Consider the following 21,003-nt stretch of genomic DNA (forward strand, 5'->3'; position numbering starts at 1 on the left):
TGCTTCAGGTGATGCCCGTGCGCGTCGCGTAGTGATAGAGATCGACGTCCCGGTCCAATCCCAATTTGCGCATGGCGTTGGTCTTCTGAGAGCTCACGGTCTTGACGCTGCGACTCAGCTGGAACGCGATCTCGCTGATGGTCAGCCCGGAGACGAACAAGCGCACCACTTCGACTTCGCGCCCCGAGAGCTTCGACGCATCGATTTCGAGATCGTCGATCACCGAGTCGTGCAAGCGCGTTGCCAGGCCAGCGGGAATGTAACGGCTGCCATCGGCCACCACGCACACAATGTCTGCAATCGAACTCTGCTCATCGAGCTTCGAGAGAATCGAGTGCACGCCAAGCTTGAGCATGCCCCGCAGAATGGCGAGATTCTCCAGCATCGTGACGACAATGATCTTGATGTTGGGGAAGTAGCGGCGCACATAACCGATGAGAAAGAGCCCGTCCTTGAAGTTGCCGCCGGGCATGGAGAAATCGGTAACAAGGATGTCGCACGGCGCTTTGGCCAGCAGATTGACCAGCTCCGACGAATTTCCCGCCTCCCCGACCATGTGGATCATGTCCCGCTCTTCGAGCAGACGTCGTATTCCAAATCGCACAATCGGATGATCGTCAGCGACCACGACATTGATCGTCATTGTGTCCCCCCTCGCTTCGTTTGGCAGACCGTGGTGACCGCGCGACGCACGCGGTGCTTCGCGTCGGCCGTCACAACGAAGCGGGTCCATTCTGGCAAAAAGAGAACAGGGCGACCGGATGGGAAACGTCACATAGTCATATCGGACACAGCGGCGTGCCACGCGGTGTGGTCCATCCACGAGAGGCCCGTATGCTGCCCGATAGAGCGGGTACTGCACGCTAACTACTTGAAGTGGCTTGCACGGACGTGAAATTGCACAGCCACATACTGCGGGAGTTTGTGCTACTCGCGTCACCGGCATTCGAAAGATTCACAGCGCGGGTTTCCGGCATTCCGATTGCGAAAGTCGGAATTACCTTAAACACCTGCGCTGGATTTAATGGTCGGCGCGTTGCACGCCTCCCGAGATGCGTAGTTATTCCTTCGCGGAAGGCCCCGACGCGTTGCCGCCGTTCGGCGCATCGGTCCCACTGCTGGCCGCGCCGCTTGCTCCCGCGCCGTCATGCGGCAATCCATGCCATCCACCGCCGAGTGCGGTCACGAGCAACACGTTCGCCGTGAACTGTCTGCCGAGAATGGTCAGGGCTGTACGCTCCGTGGTGTACGCAGTCGCTTGCGCCGTCAGCACATTCTGGAATCCTACGGTCCCTGCCTTGTACTGGTTGAGGATCAGTTGCGCCGCTTCCTGCGCCGACTGCACCGCCTGATTCTGTACGGCTGCCTCGCGCCCCAGATAGTTAAGCGCCGCCAGATTGTCCTCCACCGACTGGAATGCTGTGAGCACGGTCTGGCGGTACGTCGCGACTTGCGCGTCGTAGGCGGCAATCGCCGCGTCGGTCTGTGCGCGTCGCAGGCCGCCATCGAACAATGTGGCCGCCAGCGCCGGACCGACCGACCAGAAACGGCTCGGCAATGTCAGCCAATCGGCAAAGCTGTTGCTCTGGAAGCCCCCCGTTGCCGAGAGGGAAAGCGTCGGGAAGAATGCGGCCTTCGCCACCCCGATCTTCGCGTTCGCGGCGACCACGGAACGTTCCGCAGACGCAATGTCGGGACGACGCTCCAACAGCTTCGACGGCAAGCTGACCGGCACAGGCGGCAAGGCGGCGCGCAATGGCGCAGGCGTCAGAGAGAACACGGCCGGGGCCTTGCCGACGAGCAACGCGATGGCGTGCTCCAGTTGAGCGCGCGTCACTTCGATATCGAGCGCGGACGCCTGAGCCTGTTGCAGTTGTGTCTGCGCCTGAATAACGTCCGAGCGTTGCGCGACGCCCACGGCATATTGGTTCTGCGTGAGTTTCAGCGTCTGCTCGTAGGCCGCGACGGTGCGCCCAAGCAGCGCCTTCTGGGCATCCGTCACGCGCAGGTCGAAGTAGTTCTGGGCGAGCAACGCCTGCGCCGACAGACGTGCGTTCGCCAGATCCGCCGCACTTGCCTCGGCGCTCGCATTACCGGCTTCCACCGACCGACGCACGCTGCCCCAGATATCGAGCTCCCAGCTTGCCGTCCCCGACAAGCTGTAGCTGTTGGAAATCCCCCCCACGCCCGAACCGCTGACGGCCGTATTGCTCACGCGCGAACTGCTGCGCGTCACACCGGCATTAGCACCAATCGTCGGGAAGAACGCCGCGCGGGCCTGCCCCGCCACTGCCAGCGCCTGACGATAGTTCGCCTCGGCCAGCTTGATGTTCTGGTTGTTGATGTCGACCTGGGACATCAGATCGGCAAGCACCGGATCCTGATAAATGGCCCACCAATCGCCCTTGTCGGCCGCGTCGTTCGGCTCGGCCAGCTTCCAGTCGCCGGTTTCCTTGAACGCCGCCGGTGTGTCGATCTCCGGGCGAACATAGTCGGGTCCCAGCGCGCAGCCTGCAAGCCACAGGACCGCGCTCGCCGCGAGGAACGTTGCCGAACGACGCACACGCGGCGACATTCTCAGGCCACGCCCTTGTCCGTTCGCAACGCTCACGGCAGCGGCGTGGAAACGAACGTTGGAAACTTGACGGTTCACGATACGAGGCATGGCAGACATCGGCCCTTCGGCCGCAACAGAGGTCACTGAATGAACTGGGACAGCAGAGGCTTCAATCGGTGAAGAGGCCCCGGAAGTCAAGGGAGTCAGGGCAGCCATCGACGAGCGCGCATCGCGCATTGCATCAGCCATGGCCAACCTCCCCAACATCGCTGTGGCCAGTCTGGCCACGTGCACGCCAGCGCATCCAGCGCAGCCGCACACGGTCGAGATACAGATACACAACCGGCGTCGTATAGAGCGTCAGTACTTGGCTCACCAACAGGCCGCCCACGATGGAAATACCGAGCGGCTGGCGCAGTTCCGCGCCGTCGCCGGTACCCAGCGCCAGCGGAATCGCGCCTAGCATGGCAGCCATCGTCGTCATCATGATCGGACGAAAGCGCAGCACGCACGCCTTGAAGATCGCCTCACGCGGCGGCAGGTTCTGACGCCGCTCCGCATCGAGCGCAAAGTCGATCATCATGATCGCGTTCTTCTTCACGATGCCGATCAGCAGAATCACGCCGATGAGCGCGATGATGCTGAACTCGGTATTGAACAGCAGTAGCGCCAGCAAAGCGCCAACGCCCGCCGACGGCAACGTCGACAGAATCGTGAGCGGGTGGATGTAACTCTCATAGAGCACGCCCAGCACGATATACACCGTCAGCAGCGCCGTCAGAATCAGGATGGGCTGCGAGGACAATGCCGACTGGAACGCCTGTGCCGTGCCCTGGAAGCTGCCCTGCACCGACGTCGGCATGCCAAGACGCCCCACCGCATCGTTGATCGACGCCTGCGCCTGCGAGAGCGAGACGCCCGCCGGCAGGTTGAACGAAATCGTACTCGCGGCGAACTGCCCCTGATGCGAGACGCCCAATGCCGTATTCGTCGGACGATAACGTGCGAAGGCCGAAAGCGGCACCTGAGCTCCCGCCGACGTCACCACGTAAATGTCCTTGAGCGACTCCGGACTCTGCCACCATTGCGGGGCCACTTCCATCACGACCTTGTACTGATTGAGCGGGTTGTAGATGGTCGAGACCTGACGCTGACCAAACGCGTCGTTGAGCACGTTGTCGATCTGGCTCATCGTCAGACCGAGCCGCGACGCCTGATCGCGATCGACGTCGAGCGTGGTCTGCAGGCCCTTGTCCTGCTGATCGGTGTTCACGTCGGTGAGATTCGGCAGACGCGAAATCGCGTTGCGCACCTTCGGTTCCCACTCCCGCAACTGCTGGAGGTCGTCCGCCTGCAGGGTGTATTGATACTGCGCGTTGCTCGAACGCCCACCCACGCGAATGTCCTGCACGGATTGCAGGTACAGCATCGCACCCGGCTCCTTGGCCAGTTTGCCCCGCAGACGCGCAATCACCTGATCGGCCGTAAGCTTTCGCTCGCCCAACGGCTTGAGCGTGACGAACATCGAACCGCCATTGCGATTCGACCCGCCGGTGAAGCCCGTGACCGTTGCCACATCGGGATCGGCCTGCACGATCTTGATGAAGTCCGAGAGCTTCTTCTCCATCGCCTGGAACGAGATCGCCTGATCGGCCTGAATGAAGCCGATCATGCGCCCGGTGTCCTGCTGCGGGAAGAAACCTTTCGGCACTACCATGTAGAGCCAGACGTTCAGACAGATCGTCGCCAGCAGAATCAGCAGCATGAGCGGGCCGTGGCGCAGCGCCCACGCGAGCGAACGCTCGTACTCGCGCAGCATCGCGTCGAACATGCGCTCAGTCCAGTTGCCCATACGCATCCAGATGGAAGGTGGTTTGGGCGGTTCAGGCACAAGCGGCGCGGTGCCAGCGGGCACACCCGGTGCGGCCCGCCCTTTGAGCAGCCTCGCGCACATCATTGGCGTGGTCGTCAGCGAAACGACCAGCGAGACCATGATCGCCGCCGACAGCGTGACCGCAAACTCGCGGAACAGGCGGCCGACGATGCCGCCCATGAGCAGCAGCGGGATGAACACCGCCACCAGCGAAATGCTCATCGAGAGCACGGTAAAGCCGACTTCACGCGTCCCTTTGAGCGCCGCCGCGAACGGACTTAAGCCCTCTTCGATATGCCGGGAGATGTTCTCCAGCACCACGATGGCGTCGTCGACGACAAAGCCGGTCGCAATCGTAAGCGCCATGAGCGACAGGTTATCGAGACTGAAACCGCACAGATACATGATCCCGAACGTGCCGATAAGCGAGACCGGCACGGCCACGCTCGGAATCAGTGTGGCGCGCCAGTTCCGCAGGAACAGGAACACGACCATGATCACAAGCGCAATCGAGATCAGCAGCGTGCGCTCGACCTCCTTGAGCGACGCACGGATCGTCGGCGTGCGGTCCATCACCACGTCGAGATTGATCGCCGCCGGAATCGAAGCGCGCAGGTTCGGCAGGATCTTGTTGATGCCGTCGACCGTCTGGATGATGTTCGCGCCGGGCTGCGTCGTAATGATGAGCAGCACCGAGGGCTTGCCGTTGGCGGAACCGGCGTTGCGCACGTCCTGCACCGAATCGACCACGTCGGCGATATCGGAGAGTCGCACCGGACGCCCGTCCTGATAGGCAACGATGACCGGCAGGTATTCCTTGGCCGTCTTCGCCTGATCGTTGGCAAGAATCTGCCAGCGGCGGTCGCCGTCTTCAAGCGCGCCCTTCGGTCGGTTCGCATTCACGGCCTGAATGGCCGTACGCACCGTCTCCAGCGGAATCTGATACTTGTTGAGCGCCGTGGGATTGAGTTCGACGCGCACCGCCGGAAGCGAGCTGCCGCCCACCGTCACATCGCCCACCCCTTCGAGTTGCGAGATCTTCTGCGCGAGGATGGTCGATGCCGCGTCGTACATCTGGCCGCGCGTCATGCTCTCGGACGTCAGCGCAATGATCATCACCGGTGCACTCGCCGGGTTCACCTTGCGGTAGGTCGGATTGCTCGGCAATCCCGTCGGCAGCAAGCTGCGTGCCGCGTTGATGGCCGCCTGCACGTCGCGTGCCGCGCCGTTGATATCGCGCGAAAGGTCGAATTGCAGTGTGATGCGGGTTGAGCCGAGCGAACTGTTCGACGTCATTTCCGTCACACCGGCGATGCGCCCGAGCGAACGCTCCAGCGGCGTGGCCACGCTGGCCGCCATCGTTTCCGGACTCGCGCCGGGCAGCGACGCCGAGACCGAGATCGTCGGAAAGTCCACCTGCGGCAATGGCGAGACAGGCAACAGCCCGAAGGCAACGATGCCCGCCAGCGTCACCCCGATGGTGAGCAGAACGGTCGCGACCGAGCGCTTGATGAAGACAGCAGACAGGTTCATCGTGCCGGACCGTCCGTGGTCACCGCACCAGCGGGACCAGTCCCCCCCGGGCCGCCATGATCGTCGTGGCCTTCGCTATCCGACGGTCCGAAACGGCGCTCGCGCCACGCCCGCGCCCGCAGCGCCAAACGGTCGAACCACAAGTAGATCACCGGCGTGGTGAAGAGCGTGAGCACCTGACTGACCATGAGACCACCGACCATCGTGATACCGAGCGGCTGACGCAACTCGGAGCCGACACCGGAGCCGAGCATCAGCGGCAGTGCGCCCAGCACGGCAGCCATCGTCGTCATCAGAATCGGCCTGAAACGCAGCAGACACGCCTGATAAATCGCCTCGCGCGGTGCCATGCCGTGTTCGCGCTCCGCTTCGAGCGCGAAGTCGATCATCATGATGGCGTTCTTCTTCACGATACCGATCAGCAGAATGATGCCGATGATCGCGATGATGCTGATGTCGTTGCCCGAGACCATGAGCGCAAGCAGCGCGCCGACGCCGGCAGACGGCAGCGTCGACAAAATGGTAATCGGATGGATGTAGCTCTCGTAGAGCACGCCCAGCACGATGTACATCGTGACGACCGCCGCGAGAATCAGCCACAGCGTATTCGAGAGCGACGCCTGGAACGCCTGCGCAGCGCCCTGGAAAGTCGTCTGCGTGCTCACCGGCAAGCCGATGGACTGTTCCGCTTCGGTAATCGCCTTCACCGCTTCGCCAAGCGATGCACCCTTGGCCAGATTGAACGAGATCGTCGCCGCCGGGAACTGCGCCTGATGGTTGATCGCCAACGGTGTGGGTTTCTCGATAATCTTCGCGAACGACGTGAGCGGCACCTGCACGCCAGTCGTCGACGCGACGTAAATGCCCTTGAGCGCATCCGGCCCGCGCTGGAAGTCGTTAGCCACTTCCAGGACCACGCGATACTGCGACGCCTGCGTATAGATCGTGGAAATCAGACGCTGACCGAAGGCGCTATATAGCGTCTGATCGACAGCCGCAGGCGTCACGCCCAGACGACTCGCCGTATCGCGGTCGATCTCCACATACGCCTGCAAGCCGTTGACCTGCAAGTCGCTTGTCACGTCGGCCAGTTGCGGCACGTGTTGCAGCTTGTCGACGAGCTTCGGCACCCAGACGCCCAGCGTATCCAGACTCGGATCCTGCAACGTGAACTGATACTGCGTGCGGCTGATGCGGTCTTCAATCGTCAGATCCTGCACCGGCTGCATATAGAGCGCGATGCCCGGGACCTTCGCGACTTCAGGCTGAATGCGGCGAATCACCTCGGAGGCGTCGATCCCGCGCGTCGCCTTGTCTTTTAGGTTGATGAGCAGACGCCCGCTGTTGAGCGTTGCGTTCACACCATCCACACCGATGAACGACGACACCGACTCGACTGCGGGATCCTTGAGCACCTCGGCGACCAGCGCCTGCTGACGCTCGCCCATCGCCGCAAACGAAATGGACTGCGGCGCTTCGGAAATGCCCTGGATCACGCCGGTGTCCTGGACCGGGAAGAAGCCCTTGGGCACCCACATATAGAGCAGCACCGTCAGCACCAGCGTGCCGAGCGCGACGAGCAAAGTGGCCGGCTGACGATCGAGTACCCACGTGAGCCATTCGCCGTACTTCGCAATAATGCGATCGAACAACTCGCCGGTCTTGCGATAGAACTTGCCCTGCTTCTCATCAGGCACGTGACGCAGCAACTTGGCGCACATCATCGGCGTCAGCGTCAGCGACACCACGGCCGAAATCAGAATCGATACCGCCAACGTCACCGCGAACTCGCGAAACAGCCGCCCCACCACGTCGCCCATGAACAGCAGCGGAATCAGCACGGCAATCAGCGAGAACGTGAGCGAAATGATGGTGAAGCCGATCTGCTCGGCCCCCTTGAGCGCCGCCTGCAACGGCTTCTCACCCTGCTCCATATACCGGGCGATGTTCTCGATCATTACGATGGCGTCATCGACCACGAAACCGGTCGCAATCGTCAGCGCCATCAGCGTCAGGTTATTGATCGAGAAGCCAGCGAGATACATCACGCCGAAGGTGCCGATCAGCGAGAGCGGCACCGCGACACTCGGAATAATGGTGGCCGATACGTTGCGCAGGAAGACGAAAATCACCATCACCACCAGAGCGACGGCAAGAATCAGTTCGAACTGAACGTCCGAAACCGACGCACGGATCGTCGTGGTGCGATCGGTCAGCAGTTGCACGTCGATGCTGCCCGGCAGCGCCGCCTGCAATTGCGGAAGCAACGCCTTGACCTTATTGACGGTCTCGATCACGTTCGCACCCGGCTGGCGTTGTACGTTCAGCACGATGGCCGGGGTGGTGTCGGCCCACGCGGCGAGCTTGGTGTTTTCTGCGCCGTCGATCACATCGGCAATGTCGGACAGACGAATCGGCCCGCCATTCTTATAGGCGATGACGAGATTGCGGTATTCGTCTGCCGACGCCAACTGGTCGTTGGCGTCGATGGTCGAAGCGCGCAGCGGACCGTCGAAACTCCCCTTCGCCTGATTGACGTTGGCAGCCGCAATCGAAGTACGAACGTCTTCGATGTTCAGCCCATAGGAGGTGATGGCACGCGGGTTGACCTGAATGCGCACGGCCGGGCGTTGCCCGCCGGAAATACTCACCAGACCGATGCCCGGCAACTGTGAAATCTTCTGCGCCACGCGCGTGTCGACAAGATCCTGCAGCTTCGGCAGCGGCATGGTCTTCGACATGATCGCCAACGTCAGGATCGGGGTGTCCGCCGGATTGACCTTGTTGTAAATCGGCGGCATCGGCAGATCGCTCGGCAGCAGGTTGCTGGCGCTGTTGATCGCGGCCTGCACCTCCTGCTCGGCCACGTCGAGGCCGAGGTCGAGCGAGAACTGAAGCGTAATCACCGACGCCCCGCCCGAGCTGGTCGACGACATCTGGTTCAGCCCCGGCATCTGCCCGAACTGACGCTCCAACGGCGCGGTCACCGATGAGGTCATCACATCGGGGCTCGCGCCCGGATACAGCGTGACGACCTGAATGGTCGGATAGTCGACTTCCGGCAGTGCCGAGAGCGGCAACAGCCGGTAAGCGACGAAACCGGCGAGCAGAATCGCCAGCATCAGCAACGATGTGGCGACCGGTCGGAGAATAAACTGACGTGACGGATTCATTAGCGACGTTAATCTAGCTCACTGCGGGGTGTGACTCACTGCGCCTGACGGCGATGCGCACCGCCGTTACCGTTACGCTTATCGCCCGGGGCACGCGGCGCAACCGCTGCGGCTCGGCTCTCTGCCGTGATCACTTCGACCTTCGCGCCATCGCGCAGTTTGTCCATGCCGTCGATCACGAGCTTCTCGCCCGGATCGATCCCGGACTCCACCGCCATGTTCGTGCCGTCGGTCGGGCCGAGCTTCACCGTCTTGAGCTTGACCGTCTGATCCGGCTGAACGGTGTAGACAAAGCTGCCCTGCGTGCCGCGCTGCACTGCCGCGCTCGGGATGAGCGTCACACCCTTGAGCGTGTCCACCAGCATCTTCACGTTGACGAACTGATTTGGGAACAGCATGCCGTCGGCGTTGGCGAACTCGGCCTTGAGCTTGACCGTGCCCGTCGTCGTATCGATCTGGTTGTCGATGGAGGCGAGCTTGCCGTCGGCCAGCTTGGTCTTGCCTGCCCGGTCGAACGCCTCGACGGGCAGCGTCTCGCCGCCGCGCGAGCGCTTGACGACCTTCGGCAGGTTGTCTTCGGGAATGGTGTAGACCACGGTGATCGGCGTGACTTCGTTGATGATGACGATCCCGTTGGTATCCGAAGCGTGGATGATGTTGCCCGGATCGACCTGACGCAGACCCGCGAGGCCGGAGACCGGTGCCGTGACGCTCGCATAGGTCAGTTGCAGGCGAGCATTGTCGAGCTGGCCCTGATCGGACTTGACCGTCCCTTCGTACTGCTTGACGAGCGCGCGCTGCGTGTCGACCGTCTGCGTGGCAATCGAATCTTGCTTGAGCAGCGTTTCGTATCGTACGAGGTCAAGCTGCGCATTCTTGAGCAGCGCCTGATCGCGCGCCAGTTGGCCTTCCATCTGGGTGACCTGCACCTGGAACGGACGCGGATCGATCTCGGCGAGCAACTGCCCCGCCTTGACGAGATCGCCTTCCTTGAAGTGGATCTTCATGAGCTGGCCGTCCACGCGCGAGTGCACAGTGACGCTGCGTGTCGGCGTGACGGTGCCCAGCCCGTTGAGGAACACCGGCAGATCGCCGGTCTTCGCCGCGACTGCCGTGACTGGTGTAGCCGGTGCACCCGCGCCTGCCATGCCTGCTGGCGGACCGCCCCGGCGGCCACCGGTCTGTGCCGGTCCCTGCGCGTTCTGCGAGTGCAGACGGTAGTAAACACCCCCGGCGATAAGCACGACGATCATTCCGAGAATGCCCGGCACAAGCCAGCGACGCTTGCGCGACGGCTCGGTGGATGTCGGCGAAACCGGGGGTGTCGGCGGCACCTGCGGGGCAGGCGAACGCTCAGAACCGTTCGGTTTTTCGGAACCGTGGGGACCGTGCTCGGTCATGACTTCCTCGTAACAGCGGAGTAGTTGGCGGATTCGTCCAATGCGGACGACGTTCTTTTCTTTGGTTTGCTGCGGCGCGGCAAACTGCCCGGGAAGCCCCGAAACAGCGGCATGCACCTCATTGGCTGACCAGCATAGCAGACGGTTGTAACAGCTCGATGGGATGGCTTGTTACAAGAGTTTCCTCTGTGCCGTTGATCGGAATTGTCCGACGCTGCTAAATGACCGGCCGGACGAACGATGGTTCGCGCCTGCCCCCCGATCGTGTCCACCGATGCCTTGCATCGCCTTGCCGTGCATCGCTGTGCAGTGCCTTGGCGCAGCGTCCCGTGAGGTGAGACGTGCGATTGGGTGTGCGATTTACTGCCAGACCGACCGCCCGTTAAGGACGACGCGCGACGAAACACTGGCAAAACCGATTCCGTCAGGGCTAATCAGGCAGTCTGATTAAGAGACCGAAGCTTACTCGACGCCGATGAAATTCGTGCGCGTTTCCTGCGTTATCGCGGCTCGCACTATTATTACGCATCGTTACAGGCGACCAAGACTGTAATTTCCGGAAACAAAACACGTACAAAGCCGCGCAGCGAGGCCACTATCATGACGACACAACCTGTCCGAGCGAATATGAAGATTCTTGTTGTCGACGACGATCCCGATCTGCGTGACCTGCTGCGCGAGTATTTGAGCCGCCACGGCTTCTCCGTTGCAGTCATGCACGACGGCGAAGGGCTGGCCGCACGCCTTGAGCGCGAGCGCCCCGCCCTGATCGTGCTCGACCTGATGATGCCCAAGGTGGACGGCCTGACCGCACTGCGCGACCTGCGCGCGCGCAACGACGACGTGCCGGTGATTCTGCTCACCGCACGCAGCGACGAGATCGACCGTATCGTCGGGCTGGAAATCGGGGCCGACGACTATTTGGGCAAGCCCTTCAGCCCGCGCGAACTGCTCGCGCGCATCAACGCGGTGTTGCGCCGTCGCAAGACGCCCGACGCCGCCGTGCCGGAGCAGCGCGAGAATTACGCGTTCGGCCCGTTCATGCTCGACTTCCGCAGCCGCACGCTGACCCGCGACTCGCAGCTGCTCACGCTCTCGGATGGCGAATACGGCCTGCTGCGGCTGCTGGTGAACCACGCGATGCAGGTCTTGTCGCGCGAACGCATTATCGAATTGCTTTACGGTGCCGACAGCGACGTGAACGATCGCGGCATCGACGTGCAGATCTGGCGCCTGCGCCGTCTGCTCGATGAGGACGCGCAAAGCCCACGCTTTATTCAGACCGTGCGCGGGCGCGGCTATATCTTTGTTCCCGACGGCCAACGCGCCGACATGGCCACCGCATGAAAGGTCGTTTTGACACGCTGTTCGGCCGACTCGCGGTGCTAATCATCGCGGCGCTGGTCATCAGTCACTTCTCGTATCTCACGATCCTTCGCAGCGATCACGACGAGACGCGCGTGCAGAACGCCGCCGAACAGATGGCGTTCATCATCAAGGCGGCGTCCGAAGTCCACGAAGGTAAATCGACGCTCACGCTCCCTGATCTCGTTCAGGTCGTGCCCGTCTCGTTCGCGCATGGCGATGTTTTCGAACCGGCCAGCAAGAGCGCGCGCCTGACGACCGAACTCGCCCGCCGTCTGCCCGCGGGCACGCAATTGCGCGTGGAGCGCACGCCGCCGCCACGGATCTGGGCGCGTCTGCCGGGTCGTGACTACTGGATCGCGACCCCCGTATTGTCCGTACGAAATCCGCCGGGGACGGCGACGATTCTGCCGGGTCTGGCCGCCGTGCTGGGGATTACCGTCATCTTCGCGTTGTTCGCCGCATGGCAATTGCAGCGTCCGGTGCGGGACATGGCGGCCGCCGCCGAACAACTGGCGACCCATCGTGTTCGAACGCAGGTCAAAGAGCGCGGCCCGCTGGAGCTGCGGCAATTGACGGAGCGTTTTAATCGCATGAGTCAGGACATCGTGCAGACGGATCGTGAGCGCAATACGATGCTCGCCGGTATTGCGCACGATCTGAAAACGCCGCTCGCGCGGTTGCGTCTGCGCGCCGAGATGCTCGACGACGTACAAATGAGTGAAGGCATCACCCGCGACGCTGAATCGATGACACGCATCGTCGACCAGTTCCTGCTGTTCGCGCGTGGCGTGGAACTAGACAGCGCCGCCTCGCCCGTCGAAGCCCGTATCCCGTCGCTGATCGCGCCGTTCCTCGATCAGGGATACACCATCGACCTGGACTTGCAGGCAGGACCCGGCTTCAAGCTGCGCCAGACGTATCTGGAGCGCATCGTGAATAACCTGCTCGATAACGCCGTGACGTACGGCCGCGCGCCGCTGACGATCCGCACGTCACAGGACGCAAGCGGCTGGCGTCTCGTGATCGAGGACAGCGGCCCGGGCATTCCCAACGAAGACATCAATCGCATCGTGCGCCCGTTCGTGCGCCTTGATCCGGCGCGCGGCGGCAATGCCCATTGCGGTCTCGGCCTCGCCATCGTCGATAAGCTCACGCAGCAACTCGGCGGACGCGTCTCCTTCGCCAACCGCGCCTCGGGCGGTCTGCAAGTCACGTTGATGTTCCCGCCTGACGATCCCAGCGCCGAGGGATAAGACGAACACGCCCACGCCCGCACCGATTCCCAGCCAATGAAAAAACCCGCCGTCGATTAACGAACGGCGGGTTTTGACTTTTACGGCACTGCATCACATCAAGCCACAGCCAGGCGATCCGGGTTGGGGGGCAATGCGACTACTGGGCTGCGCTTTACTGCTCACAGGGACACGATGGAGATGGCAAAGACTGTGCGAGTGAGGCACAGCGACATTGACTCCCCAACCTCCCTGGCATGTGACCGGCAATGCCAGTCCGGCTAACGCCGGCGAATTACTTCGCAATCAGGAATTTCTCGCGGCTCTTGCCAATCCACTTCGGCGCGCGACCACGGCCCGACCAAACTTCGCCGGTCTCGGGGTTGCGGTACTTCGGAGCGATGGGCGCACGGGCCGGGCGGCGGCGGCCGTCCGTCGTAGCGAGACCGAGATCCTTCGCGGTGAGCTCGTATTCCTCGATCTTCTGTTTGACTGCGGCAATGACCTGAGCCACTTCACGGGCGCGGGCCTCTTCGATCTGCTTTTCGATTTTGTCGCGTTGCGCGACGAGTTCCTTATAGCTTGCCATCTGGCGTGTCCTTACCTTGTTAAAAATGGATCGCCACTTAAAATAGCACGAGTTTTAATAATTTGAAAACCGCATTTCCATCAAATGAGTCTGTGGAGGCAGAAATTGCATTGAATTGTCCGAGGGACGCTTCAGAAAATGCACAGAATCGGGGCATATATCCGTGATTGCCGTCACAGTCCTTCACCCATAACCCCTCCGAAATCAAGTTGGGGTCACCGTCAATTTCCTTGCAATATGCGGTGAATCCACTGGCCGGTGATGAGGACTCCACACGGCACTATTGGTTCACGCTTCATGCTGCAAGGGTTAGAAAGCTTTCCCCCGTCTATCCCTTCGAGTCGCCCGACGGATCGCGTTTTCACATAAATCGACGCATCAAAATATACGATCACAAATATTTAACTGCAATCCGATCATTCTGTTATCCGAAGCACCGTAATCATTCGGACAATTCTCAACCGACTGCCGCAATTTACGGATAAGTTGAGTTGAGGATTTAGCAAAATACGTCGACCTATCGACCGCATTTCAGGCGAAGAGCGTCCACAAGTCGGCATAGGGATAAATTGCGACGTGAGGCAAACTGTCATTTTTTGTTGACGTATACGTCAAACCCATACGGGAATCTGATTTCACGGATCCTGGAAGTTTTCGTAAGATAAGCTAATACGCCAACATCCCGATGCCCGCCAAAGCCAGCGCTGTCGGGCCATCCGGATGGAATGCCATAACCCCGACAGTCAAATTAAGCTTTTGCTGATTAACCGAAATCGCCAATTCCCGAATTGAATTGGCGTCGCTCTCCTACGGATTGGGACGCATGAAGGAACGCATGACGACATCGACGACGGCAACGGATTCACACTCGCCTTTCGACACCGAGGCACCCTCGATCACGACCGACCGCACGATCCTGCGACAGTGGCGCACCAGCGACCTGCCGCTATTCGCCGCGCTCAACGCCGATCGAGAAGTCATGCGCCACTTTCCAACGACGCTCGATCGAGCACAGAGCGACGCCGTCGCGCTCCGTCTGGCCCAGCATCTGGACACCCACGGCTACGGCCCGTGGGCGCTGGAGATCCCTGGCGTCACGCCGTTCGCGGGATTCGTCGGGCTGATGCGCGTCGGGTTCGACGCGCCCTTCATTCCGGCCGTCGAAATCGGCTGGCGGCTCGCGCGCGCCTGGTGGTCGGAGGGATATGCAACGGAAGCTGCCAACGCCGCTGCCCGTTACGCCTTCGAGACGCTTGGCATGGACGATCTCGTTTCCTTCACGGTGCCTGCCAACGTTCGCTCACGCGCCGTAATGCAACGCATCGGCATGCGCCACTGTCCCGACGAAGACTTTCTGCACCCGCTGATTCCGCCTGGCCACCGGCTGCGCCGTCATGTGCTTTACCGGCTGGACGCCGCCGATTGGCGGCACACAAGGGATGAACGTCGCTTGCGAGATTGAAGCGGACGCTTAAATCGTGGGAGAATCCGAGTCTTTGCGCCAGCCGTTCCCCCATCGTGTCGCGCGCCGTCATCATCCCGCTCATCATCGCCTGCGCTTTGTTCATGGAGAACATCGACGCCACGGTGATCACTACCTCGCTGCCAGCCATGGCACGCGACCTCCATCAGGATCCGATTTCACTGAAGATGGCGCTCACCGCATACGTGGTCGGGCTGGGCATCTTCATTCCGATCTGCGGATGGGTCTCCGACCGCTTCGGCGCGCGCAATGTGTTCCGCACTGCCATCGGCATCTTCATGGTCGGCTCTATTCTCTGCGCGGTGTCGTTTTCGCTGCCGACGTTCGTCTTTGCCCGCTTCCTGCAAGGCGTGGGCGGCGCGATGATGGTGCCGGTCGGCCGGCTCGTGATCTTCCGGGCGGTGCCCAAGCACGATCTGGTGAAAGCCATTGGGTATCTGACCATGCCCGCCCTGCTCGGCCCGGTCATCGGCCCGCCGCTCGGAGGCGCTATCACCGCCTATCTGCACTGGCGCTGGATCTTCTTCGTCAATATTCCCGTGAGTCTGCTCGGCATCTATCTCGCGGGGAAGTACATCGATAACGAGCGCGGCGGCGATGCAGGTCCGCTGGACGCGATCGGCTTTATTCTCTCGGCGCTCGGCAGCGGTCTGCTGATGCTGGGGTTGGCAATGATCGGCGAGCATCAGGTCAGCGACACGCTCGTGATCACTATGTGCGTGCTCGGCGGCGTATTCGTCTACGCCTACTGGCGACACGCTAATCGTGTCGAAGCGCCGCTGCTGGACTTTCGTCTCATGCGCATCCCCACGTTCCATGCGAGCGTGGTCGGCGGTTCGCTCTTTCGCATTGGCCTGGGTGCGGTGCCATTCCTGTTGCCGCTGGCGTTGCAGGAAGGTCTGCACATGGACCCGTTCGAGTCCGGCATGATCACCTGCGCCTCGGCGTTCGGCGCGATCTTCATGAAAGCGATTGCCCAGCGGGTGCTGGCGCGATTCGGCTTCCGCCAGGTGCTTATCGTGAACGCCGGGCTAGCCGGGCTGGCGCTCGCCTCATACGGCCTCTTCACACACAATACGCCGGTCATCGTCATGCTAGGCGTCGTGGCGTTCGGTGGCTTCTTCCCCTCATTGCAATTCACCTGCCTGAACTCCATCGTCTACGCCGACATCGCGAGCGAGGATGCGAGTCGCGCCACCAGTCTCGCCAGCGTCGTTCAGCAACTGTCGCTGGGGCTTGGGGTGACGATTTCGGGGATGGTGCTTCAGGCGAGCAGCCGACTGGCTGGCCACACCGAACTGGTCGCCAGCGACTTCCTCCCGGCCTTCCTCGTGATCGGCCTGTTCTCCTGGCTATCCATTCCCGTCACGCGGCAACTGCCTGCGGACGCCGGTACGGAACTCGCACGCAAGCACTGACCCCGGGGGACGTTACTTCGCGGCTTTCCCGCTGGCGGAGGAGGCCGAATCGCCTGAGGTGACGACGGCATGCACCGCCATGCCGACGACCATCGCGACGACGAACACCAGCGCTTTGCCCGATCCCGCGCCAAGCAGCACGAGCGCGGGACCAGGGCAAATCCCGGCGATCCCCCAGCCGACGCCGAACAGCAACGCGCCGCCCACCAGCCGCTTGTCGAGCCCCTTCAAGGCAGGCCAGACACGAGGCTCGCCGGTCCACGCCAGCGCCTGCGACTGTGCAAGCCGAAACCCCACGAGTCCCACCGCGACCGCACCGCCCATCACGAAGGCGAGCGACGGGTCCCATTTGCCTGCGATGTCCAGAAACCCGAGCACCTTTGCGGGATTTGCCATGCCCGCGAGGATCAGTCCCACCCCGAACACCAGACCGCCGATAAGGGCGAAGAGAATCTTCTTCATGCGGCACCTCCGACGTGAAGCACATGACGTACGACGTAGACTGTCAGGAATCCCGTCGCCATAAAGCACAGCGTTGCGACGAGCGAGCGCCACGACAGACGCGACAGCCCGCACACACCGTGTCCGCTGGTACAGCCCGAGCCGAGCCGGGTGCCAAAGCCGACCAGCAGGCCCGCAGCGACGAGCATCGCCGTGCTCGCCTCCACCTGCACGTCGGGCACGATCGCCACGGCGCGGTACACCCACGGCGCAGCCATCAGGCCAACGATGAATGCGACGCGCCAGGCCACGTCGCCCGCACGAGGCCGCAACAACCCGCCCGCAATGCCGGAGATGCCTGCAATCCGTCCGGCAGACAACATCAGCCAGACGGCAGCAATGCCGATCAGCACGCCACCGGCGAGTGATCCCCACGGCGTGAAATGAAGAGTGTCGAGTGTCATGAGGAGTGCCTCCTTCGAGGAATCAGGATTTCGGACAGAACTGATCGTAGAGACACGCCAGCACCGCGAGCACCGCGCCGTCGGCCACGGCGTAGTAGATGCGCTTGCCGTCGCGCCGCGTCGTCACCAACGCTTCGCTGCGCAAGACGGCGAGTTGCTGAGAGAGCGTCGGCTGCCGAATATCGAGCTGCGCTTCGAGTTCGCCCACCGATAGCTCGCCCTGTGTGAGCTGACACAGGATAAGCAGACGGTCCTCGTTGGCGAGGGCGCGTAGCAGCGCCGTCGCGTCATGCGCCGCGGCACGCAAGCGCGCGAGGTCGAGCGAAGCAGCCGGGACGACAGCCGCAGGAGGGTCGACAGGCGCAACAGGGGATAGCGCAGTGACTCGTGGCATGGCAGGATCGATGCAAATCAGGAAACCGGACCGCGACGAGATGCCGCGCCCTTTCGCAAGATGTCACGCGTAGCGCGTACACTTTACTGATTTATAATATATGAATTGATAAATTTTTGCAGGAGCCGGTCATGTCAGCCACGCCAGCACACATCGAAGCCTTTTTCGACACGACCACCGCTACGGTGACTTATGTCGTGTTCGATGCGCCCGGCGGTCGCGCGGCGATCATCGACCCTGTGCTCGATTACGATCCCAAGGCGGGCCGCACGCACACCGGTTCGGCCGAGCGCGTACTCGAATTCGTCGCCGCGCAGAAGCTCATCGTCGACTGGATTCTCGAGACGCATGCGCACGCCGACCATCTGTCGTCGGCCCGCTGGCTCAAGGAACGCGTGGGCGGGCGCATTGCCATCGGGGCGCACATCCGCGACGTGCAACACGTCTTCAAGAAGCTCTTCCATCTGGGCGCGGACGTGCCGCCCGACGGCTCGCAATTCGACCATCTTTTCGAGGATGGAGAGACGTTTGCCATCGGCACATTGCAGGCCGAGGCGATGTTCGTACCGGGCCACACGCCAGCGGACATGGCGTACCGGGTGGGCGATGCCGTCTTCGTGGGCGACACTCTGTTCATGCCCGACGTGGGCACCGCGCGGTGCGATTTCCCCGGCGGAAATGCACACACGTTGTTCCGCTCGATCCGTCGCCTGCTGACCCTCCCCGAATCGACGCGTCTGTACATGTGTCACGACTATCCGCCCGCCGGGCGCACGGCGCATTGGCAGACGACTGTAGGCGAGCAGCGGCGCGCGAACATCCATGTGCATGACGGCATCGACGAAGACGCCTTCGTCGCCATGCGCGAAGCACGCGACCGCACGCTCGACATGCCGACGCTGATCCTGCCCGCCGTACAGGTGAACATCCGCGCAGGCGACATGCCTGCGCCGGAGGCGAACGGCACGCGTTATCTGAAGATTCCGCTCAACGCGTTGTAACCGACGTGGCCGACGTCAGCGACGTAGACGTCGTCAGATGTTCGGCCAGCGCGTCGCGGGCCTGCGTCACCCACTCGGGCTCGCCACGCCGCGCCGGAAGCAGATGAAACTCGGCTTCGGGCAGCGGCGGCAAGCGCCGCCCCGGCATCAACTTGTCGACGCGGGCAAGCGACGGCCCCGCCGCCGACGTATTCAGACACGCCACCCCCAACCCCGCACTCAACGCCAGTTGCAAGCCCGCGACGCCCGACGCCACATGCGCGATCGTGTACGGCACCTGCTGCTCGTCGAGCCATTGCGTCGTGAAACGATGCAGCGCGCACGTGTCGGGCAGCACCAGCAGCGGTAGCGGCGCATCCGCGTCCAGCACGAAATCCGAAGACGCCACCCAATCGAGCGACTCGCGCCCGAGCGGACGGGTGCCCGCGACGGCATCGCGCCCCAACGACTTGCCAAGAATGCGCATCGACAAGCCGATGTCGAAGTCACCCGTGTCGTAACCGCTTTCGATCACGCCGCTTTTCAGAATCGTCACGTGGATGCGCAACGACGGATACGCGACACCGAGATGCCGGAGCATGCGCGCCACATCGCCGGGACGGAAGTAGTCGGTGATCGCCAGCCGCAACTCTCCCGAGAGCGAAAAGCCACGCACGTCGTGCCAGGCGCTTTCCGACTGCGCGAGCAGATGTCTCGCATGCCCGAGCAACCGCTCGCCAGCGGGCGTCGTGGCCACGCCCTGCTTGCCACGCGTGAACAGCGTCACGCCGATACGCTCTTCGAGCTTACGCATCTGCTCGCTGACAGAGGACTGCGACAGAAACACGCGCGGTGCCGCTGCCGACAGACTGCCAGCCTCGGCGACCGCCACAAAAGTACGCAACTGGTCGAAATCGAATCCGGGGGCCATGATCCTACCCATTAAAGAAACCGATGGATGGAATCGTATATTCCCGCTTTTCCGATGTCAAACATCTCCCTAGACTGAAGTCGTTGTCACCGCACCGACTCTCACTCTCAAGGAGCTTCACCATGCCGCACATCGTCCTGCAACTCTCCGGCACGCCCGACGACACGCTCTCGCGCAATGCCGTTCGCATCGTCTCGCAACTGACTGTCGACACTTTGCACAAGGCACCGGAAGTCATCGCCGTGACCGTCGATTACATTCCGCACGAACGCTGGTTCATCGGCGGCGCGCCACTCTCGGAGCAAGGCAAGAACGCGTTCCATCTGGATATCAGCGTGACGGACGAAACGAATACGAAAGCCGAGAAGGCGCGGTTCATTTCGCAGGTGTTCGAATCGCTGTCCGGCCTGCTCGGTAACGTGCACGAGTGCTCGTACATCCATGTGATCGACGCGCGTGCCGCAGCGTATGGTTACGGCGGTCGCACGCAGGAGTACCGGCATCAGCGTGCGCCCTCACTGTAAGAGGAAATGTGCGCAAAGCCGACCGACGGTCAATCTCACCGAAGCTAATGTTCACGCGGCTTTTCGCGGGATGAAACGAAACAATTTCAACATTTTCTTACGACTATTAGCTTCGTAACCGACGCGCCCCCTCGTACGATGAAGGCGTACCAAAACTTCGCTTGCAAGGGGGCGAAAATGAAAAAACTGACTCTGACCATCGCGCTCGTTACTGCCACGCTCGGCGGCTTTGCCGTAGCACCGGCTCACGCTCAGGTGGGCGTGTCCATCAGCATCGGCGCACCGCCGCCGCCGCGTTATGAACCGGTCCCGCCGCCGCGCGCGGGTTACGTCTGGGCCCCGGGCTTCTGGGATTGGGACGGCCACCGTCACGACTGGCGCGCCGGTCACTGGGAACGTGCACGCCCGGGTTACGCCTACCGTGCACCGGCCTGGCATCAGGGCCCGCATGGTTGGGAACTGAACCGTGGCGGATGGGATCATGGTGGCCCCGGCGGCCCGAACCGTCATGACAATCGCGGCCACGGCGACCATGGCGATCACGACCACGATCATGACCGCTATCACGGGTAATCGTTACTGATTCAAAACGTGGCATCGAAACGCCGGCGCTTATCAGCGCCGGCGTTTTGCTAAGGAAAAT

Annotated in this window: 17 protein-coding genes; 7 read left to right on the plus strand and 10 right to left on the minus strand. The window is 62.1% G+C overall.

Features of this window, described 5'->3' with window-relative positions; all coding sequences use genetic code 11:
* Positions 1 to 4: 4 nt before the first annotated feature.
* The 5 genes from NTU39_RS20720 to NTU39_RS20740 all read right to left on the minus strand — a co-directional run bounded on the left by NTU39_RS20720 (position 5) and on the right by NTU39_RS20740 (position 10,536).
* Positions 5 to 643, minus strand: a complete 639-nt coding sequence (locus NTU39_RS20720; protein WP_150664311.1) for a response regulator — start codon at positions 641 to 643, stop codon at positions 5 to 7.
* 417 nt (positions 644 to 1,060) lie between these two features.
* Positions 1,061 to 2,575: an efflux transporter outer membrane subunit gene (locus NTU39_RS20725; protein ID WP_150664576.1), complete on the minus strand. Its 1,515-nt coding sequence runs from the start codon at positions 2,573 to 2,575 to the stop codon at positions 1,061 to 1,063.
* A gap of 223 nt (positions 2,576 to 2,798) precedes the next feature.
* Entirely contained in the window at positions 2,799 to 5,963 is a 3,165-nt protein-coding gene (locus NTU39_RS20730; protein ID WP_150664312.1) for a multidrug efflux RND transporter permease subunit, read from the minus strand.
* A complete protein-coding gene (locus NTU39_RS20735) occupies positions 5,960 to 9,136 on the minus strand; it encodes an MdtB/MuxB family multidrug efflux RND transporter permease subunit (protein WP_257958455.1) in 3,177 nt (1,058 codons plus the stop codon). The genes NTU39_RS20730 and NTU39_RS20735 overlap by 4 nt, the downstream gene beginning before the upstream one ends.
* A 35-nt stretch (positions 9,137 to 9,171) precedes the next feature.
* Entirely contained in the window at positions 9,172 to 10,536 is a 1,365-nt protein-coding gene (locus tag NTU39_RS20740; RefSeq protein ID WP_257958456.1) for an MdtA/MuxA family multidrug efflux RND transporter periplasmic adaptor subunit, read from the minus strand.
* Positions 10,537 to 11,163: 627 nt separating this feature from the next.
* Between NTU39_RS20740 and NTU39_RS20745 the strand changes: the two genes are divergently transcribed.
* Positions 11,164 to 11,883, plus strand: coding sequence for a response regulator (locus NTU39_RS20745; RefSeq protein ID WP_039400753.1), 720 nt, complete (start codon positions 11,164 to 11,166; stop codon positions 11,881 to 11,883).
* On the plus strand, positions 11,880 to 13,157 hold the full coding sequence (locus NTU39_RS20750; protein WP_150664314.1) for an ATP-binding protein: 1,278 nt from the start codon (positions 11,880 to 11,882) through the stop codon (positions 13,155 to 13,157). Before NTU39_RS20745 ends, NTU39_RS20750 begins: the two co-directional genes overlap by 4 nt.
* 274 nt (positions 13,158 to 13,431) lie before the next feature.
* Here NTU39_RS20750 and NTU39_RS20755 read toward each other — a convergent pair whose 3' ends face one another.
* A complete protein-coding gene (locus NTU39_RS20755) occupies positions 13,432 to 13,725 on the minus strand; it encodes an H-NS histone family protein (RefSeq protein ID WP_039400758.1) in 294 nt (97 codons plus the stop codon).
* Between the two features lie 823 nt (positions 13,726 to 14,548).
* On the opposite strand from NTU39_RS20755, the gene NTU39_RS20760 reads away from it, so the two are divergent.
* Both NTU39_RS20760 and NTU39_RS20765 read left to right on the plus strand, forming a co-directional pair.
* Entirely contained in the window at positions 14,549 to 15,187 is a 639-nt protein-coding gene (locus tag NTU39_RS20760; protein WP_150664315.1) for a GNAT family N-acetyltransferase, read from the plus strand.
* A 104-nt stretch (positions 15,188 to 15,291) separates the two neighbouring features.
* Positions 15,292 to 16,626: an MFS transporter gene (locus tag NTU39_RS20765; RefSeq protein WP_257960119.1), complete on the plus strand. Its 1,335-nt coding sequence runs from the start codon at positions 15,292 to 15,294 to the stop codon at positions 16,624 to 16,626.
* Positions 16,627 to 16,638: 12 nt separating this feature from the next.
* Here NTU39_RS20765 and NTU39_RS20770 read toward each other — a convergent pair whose 3' ends face one another.
* From NTU39_RS20770 to NTU39_RS20780, 3 genes are read right to left on the minus strand one after another with little or no spacing between them, the layout of a single operon-like run.
* Positions 16,639 to 17,088, minus strand: coding sequence for a DUF6691 family protein (locus tag NTU39_RS20770; protein ID WP_257958458.1), 450 nt, complete (start codon positions 17,086 to 17,088; stop codon positions 16,639 to 16,641).
* A complete protein-coding gene (locus tag NTU39_RS20775) occupies positions 17,085 to 17,531 on the minus strand; it encodes a YeeE/YedE family protein (RefSeq protein ID WP_257958459.1) in 447 nt (148 codons plus the stop codon). The genes NTU39_RS20770 and NTU39_RS20775 overlap by 4 nt, the downstream gene beginning before the upstream one ends.
* 22 nt (positions 17,532 to 17,553) lie before the next feature.
* Positions 17,554 to 17,925 (minus strand): ArsR/SmtB family transcription factor, encoded by a 372-nt coding sequence (locus NTU39_RS20780; protein ID WP_150664319.1) that lies wholly within the window; start codon positions 17,923 to 17,925, stop codon positions 17,554 to 17,556.
* Positions 17,926 to 18,056: 131 nt separating this feature from the next.
* On the opposite strand from NTU39_RS20780, the gene NTU39_RS20785 reads away from it, so the two are divergent.
* Positions 18,057 to 18,926 carry an MBL fold metallo-hydrolase gene (locus tag NTU39_RS20785; protein ID WP_257958460.1) on the plus strand — a complete coding sequence of 290 codons (870 nt, stop codon included), beginning with the start codon at positions 18,057 to 18,059 and terminating at the stop codon, positions 18,924 to 18,926.
* On the opposite strand, the gene NTU39_RS20790 is transcribed toward NTU39_RS20785, so the two are convergent.
* Complete coding sequence (locus tag NTU39_RS20790) at positions 18,913 to 19,836, minus strand: LysR family transcriptional regulator (RefSeq protein ID WP_150664321.1); 924 nt, start codon at positions 19,834 to 19,836, stop codon at positions 18,913 to 18,915. The two genes, NTU39_RS20785 and NTU39_RS20790, sit on opposite strands and share 14 nt — an antisense overlap.
* A gap of 122 nt (positions 19,837 to 19,958) precedes the next feature.
* Between NTU39_RS20790 and NTU39_RS20795 the strand changes: the two genes are divergently transcribed.
* Both NTU39_RS20795 and NTU39_RS20800 read left to right on the plus strand, forming a co-directional pair.
* Entirely contained in the window at positions 19,959 to 20,360 is a 402-nt protein-coding gene (locus NTU39_RS20795) for a tautomerase family protein (protein ID WP_150576296.1), read from the plus strand.
* A 177-nt stretch (positions 20,361 to 20,537) separates the two neighbouring features.
* Positions 20,538 to 20,933 carry a YXWGXW repeat-containing protein gene (locus tag NTU39_RS20800; protein ID WP_150664322.1) on the plus strand — a complete coding sequence of 132 codons (396 nt, stop codon included), beginning with the start codon at positions 20,538 to 20,540 and terminating at the stop codon, positions 20,931 to 20,933.
* Positions 20,934 to 21,003: the final 70 nt, after the last annotated feature.

It is taken from the genome of Pandoraea commovens, from assembly GCF_024704525.1.
GTDB classification, from domain to species: domain Bacteria; phylum Pseudomonadota; class Gammaproteobacteria; order Burkholderiales; family Burkholderiaceae; genus Pandoraea; species Pandoraea commovens.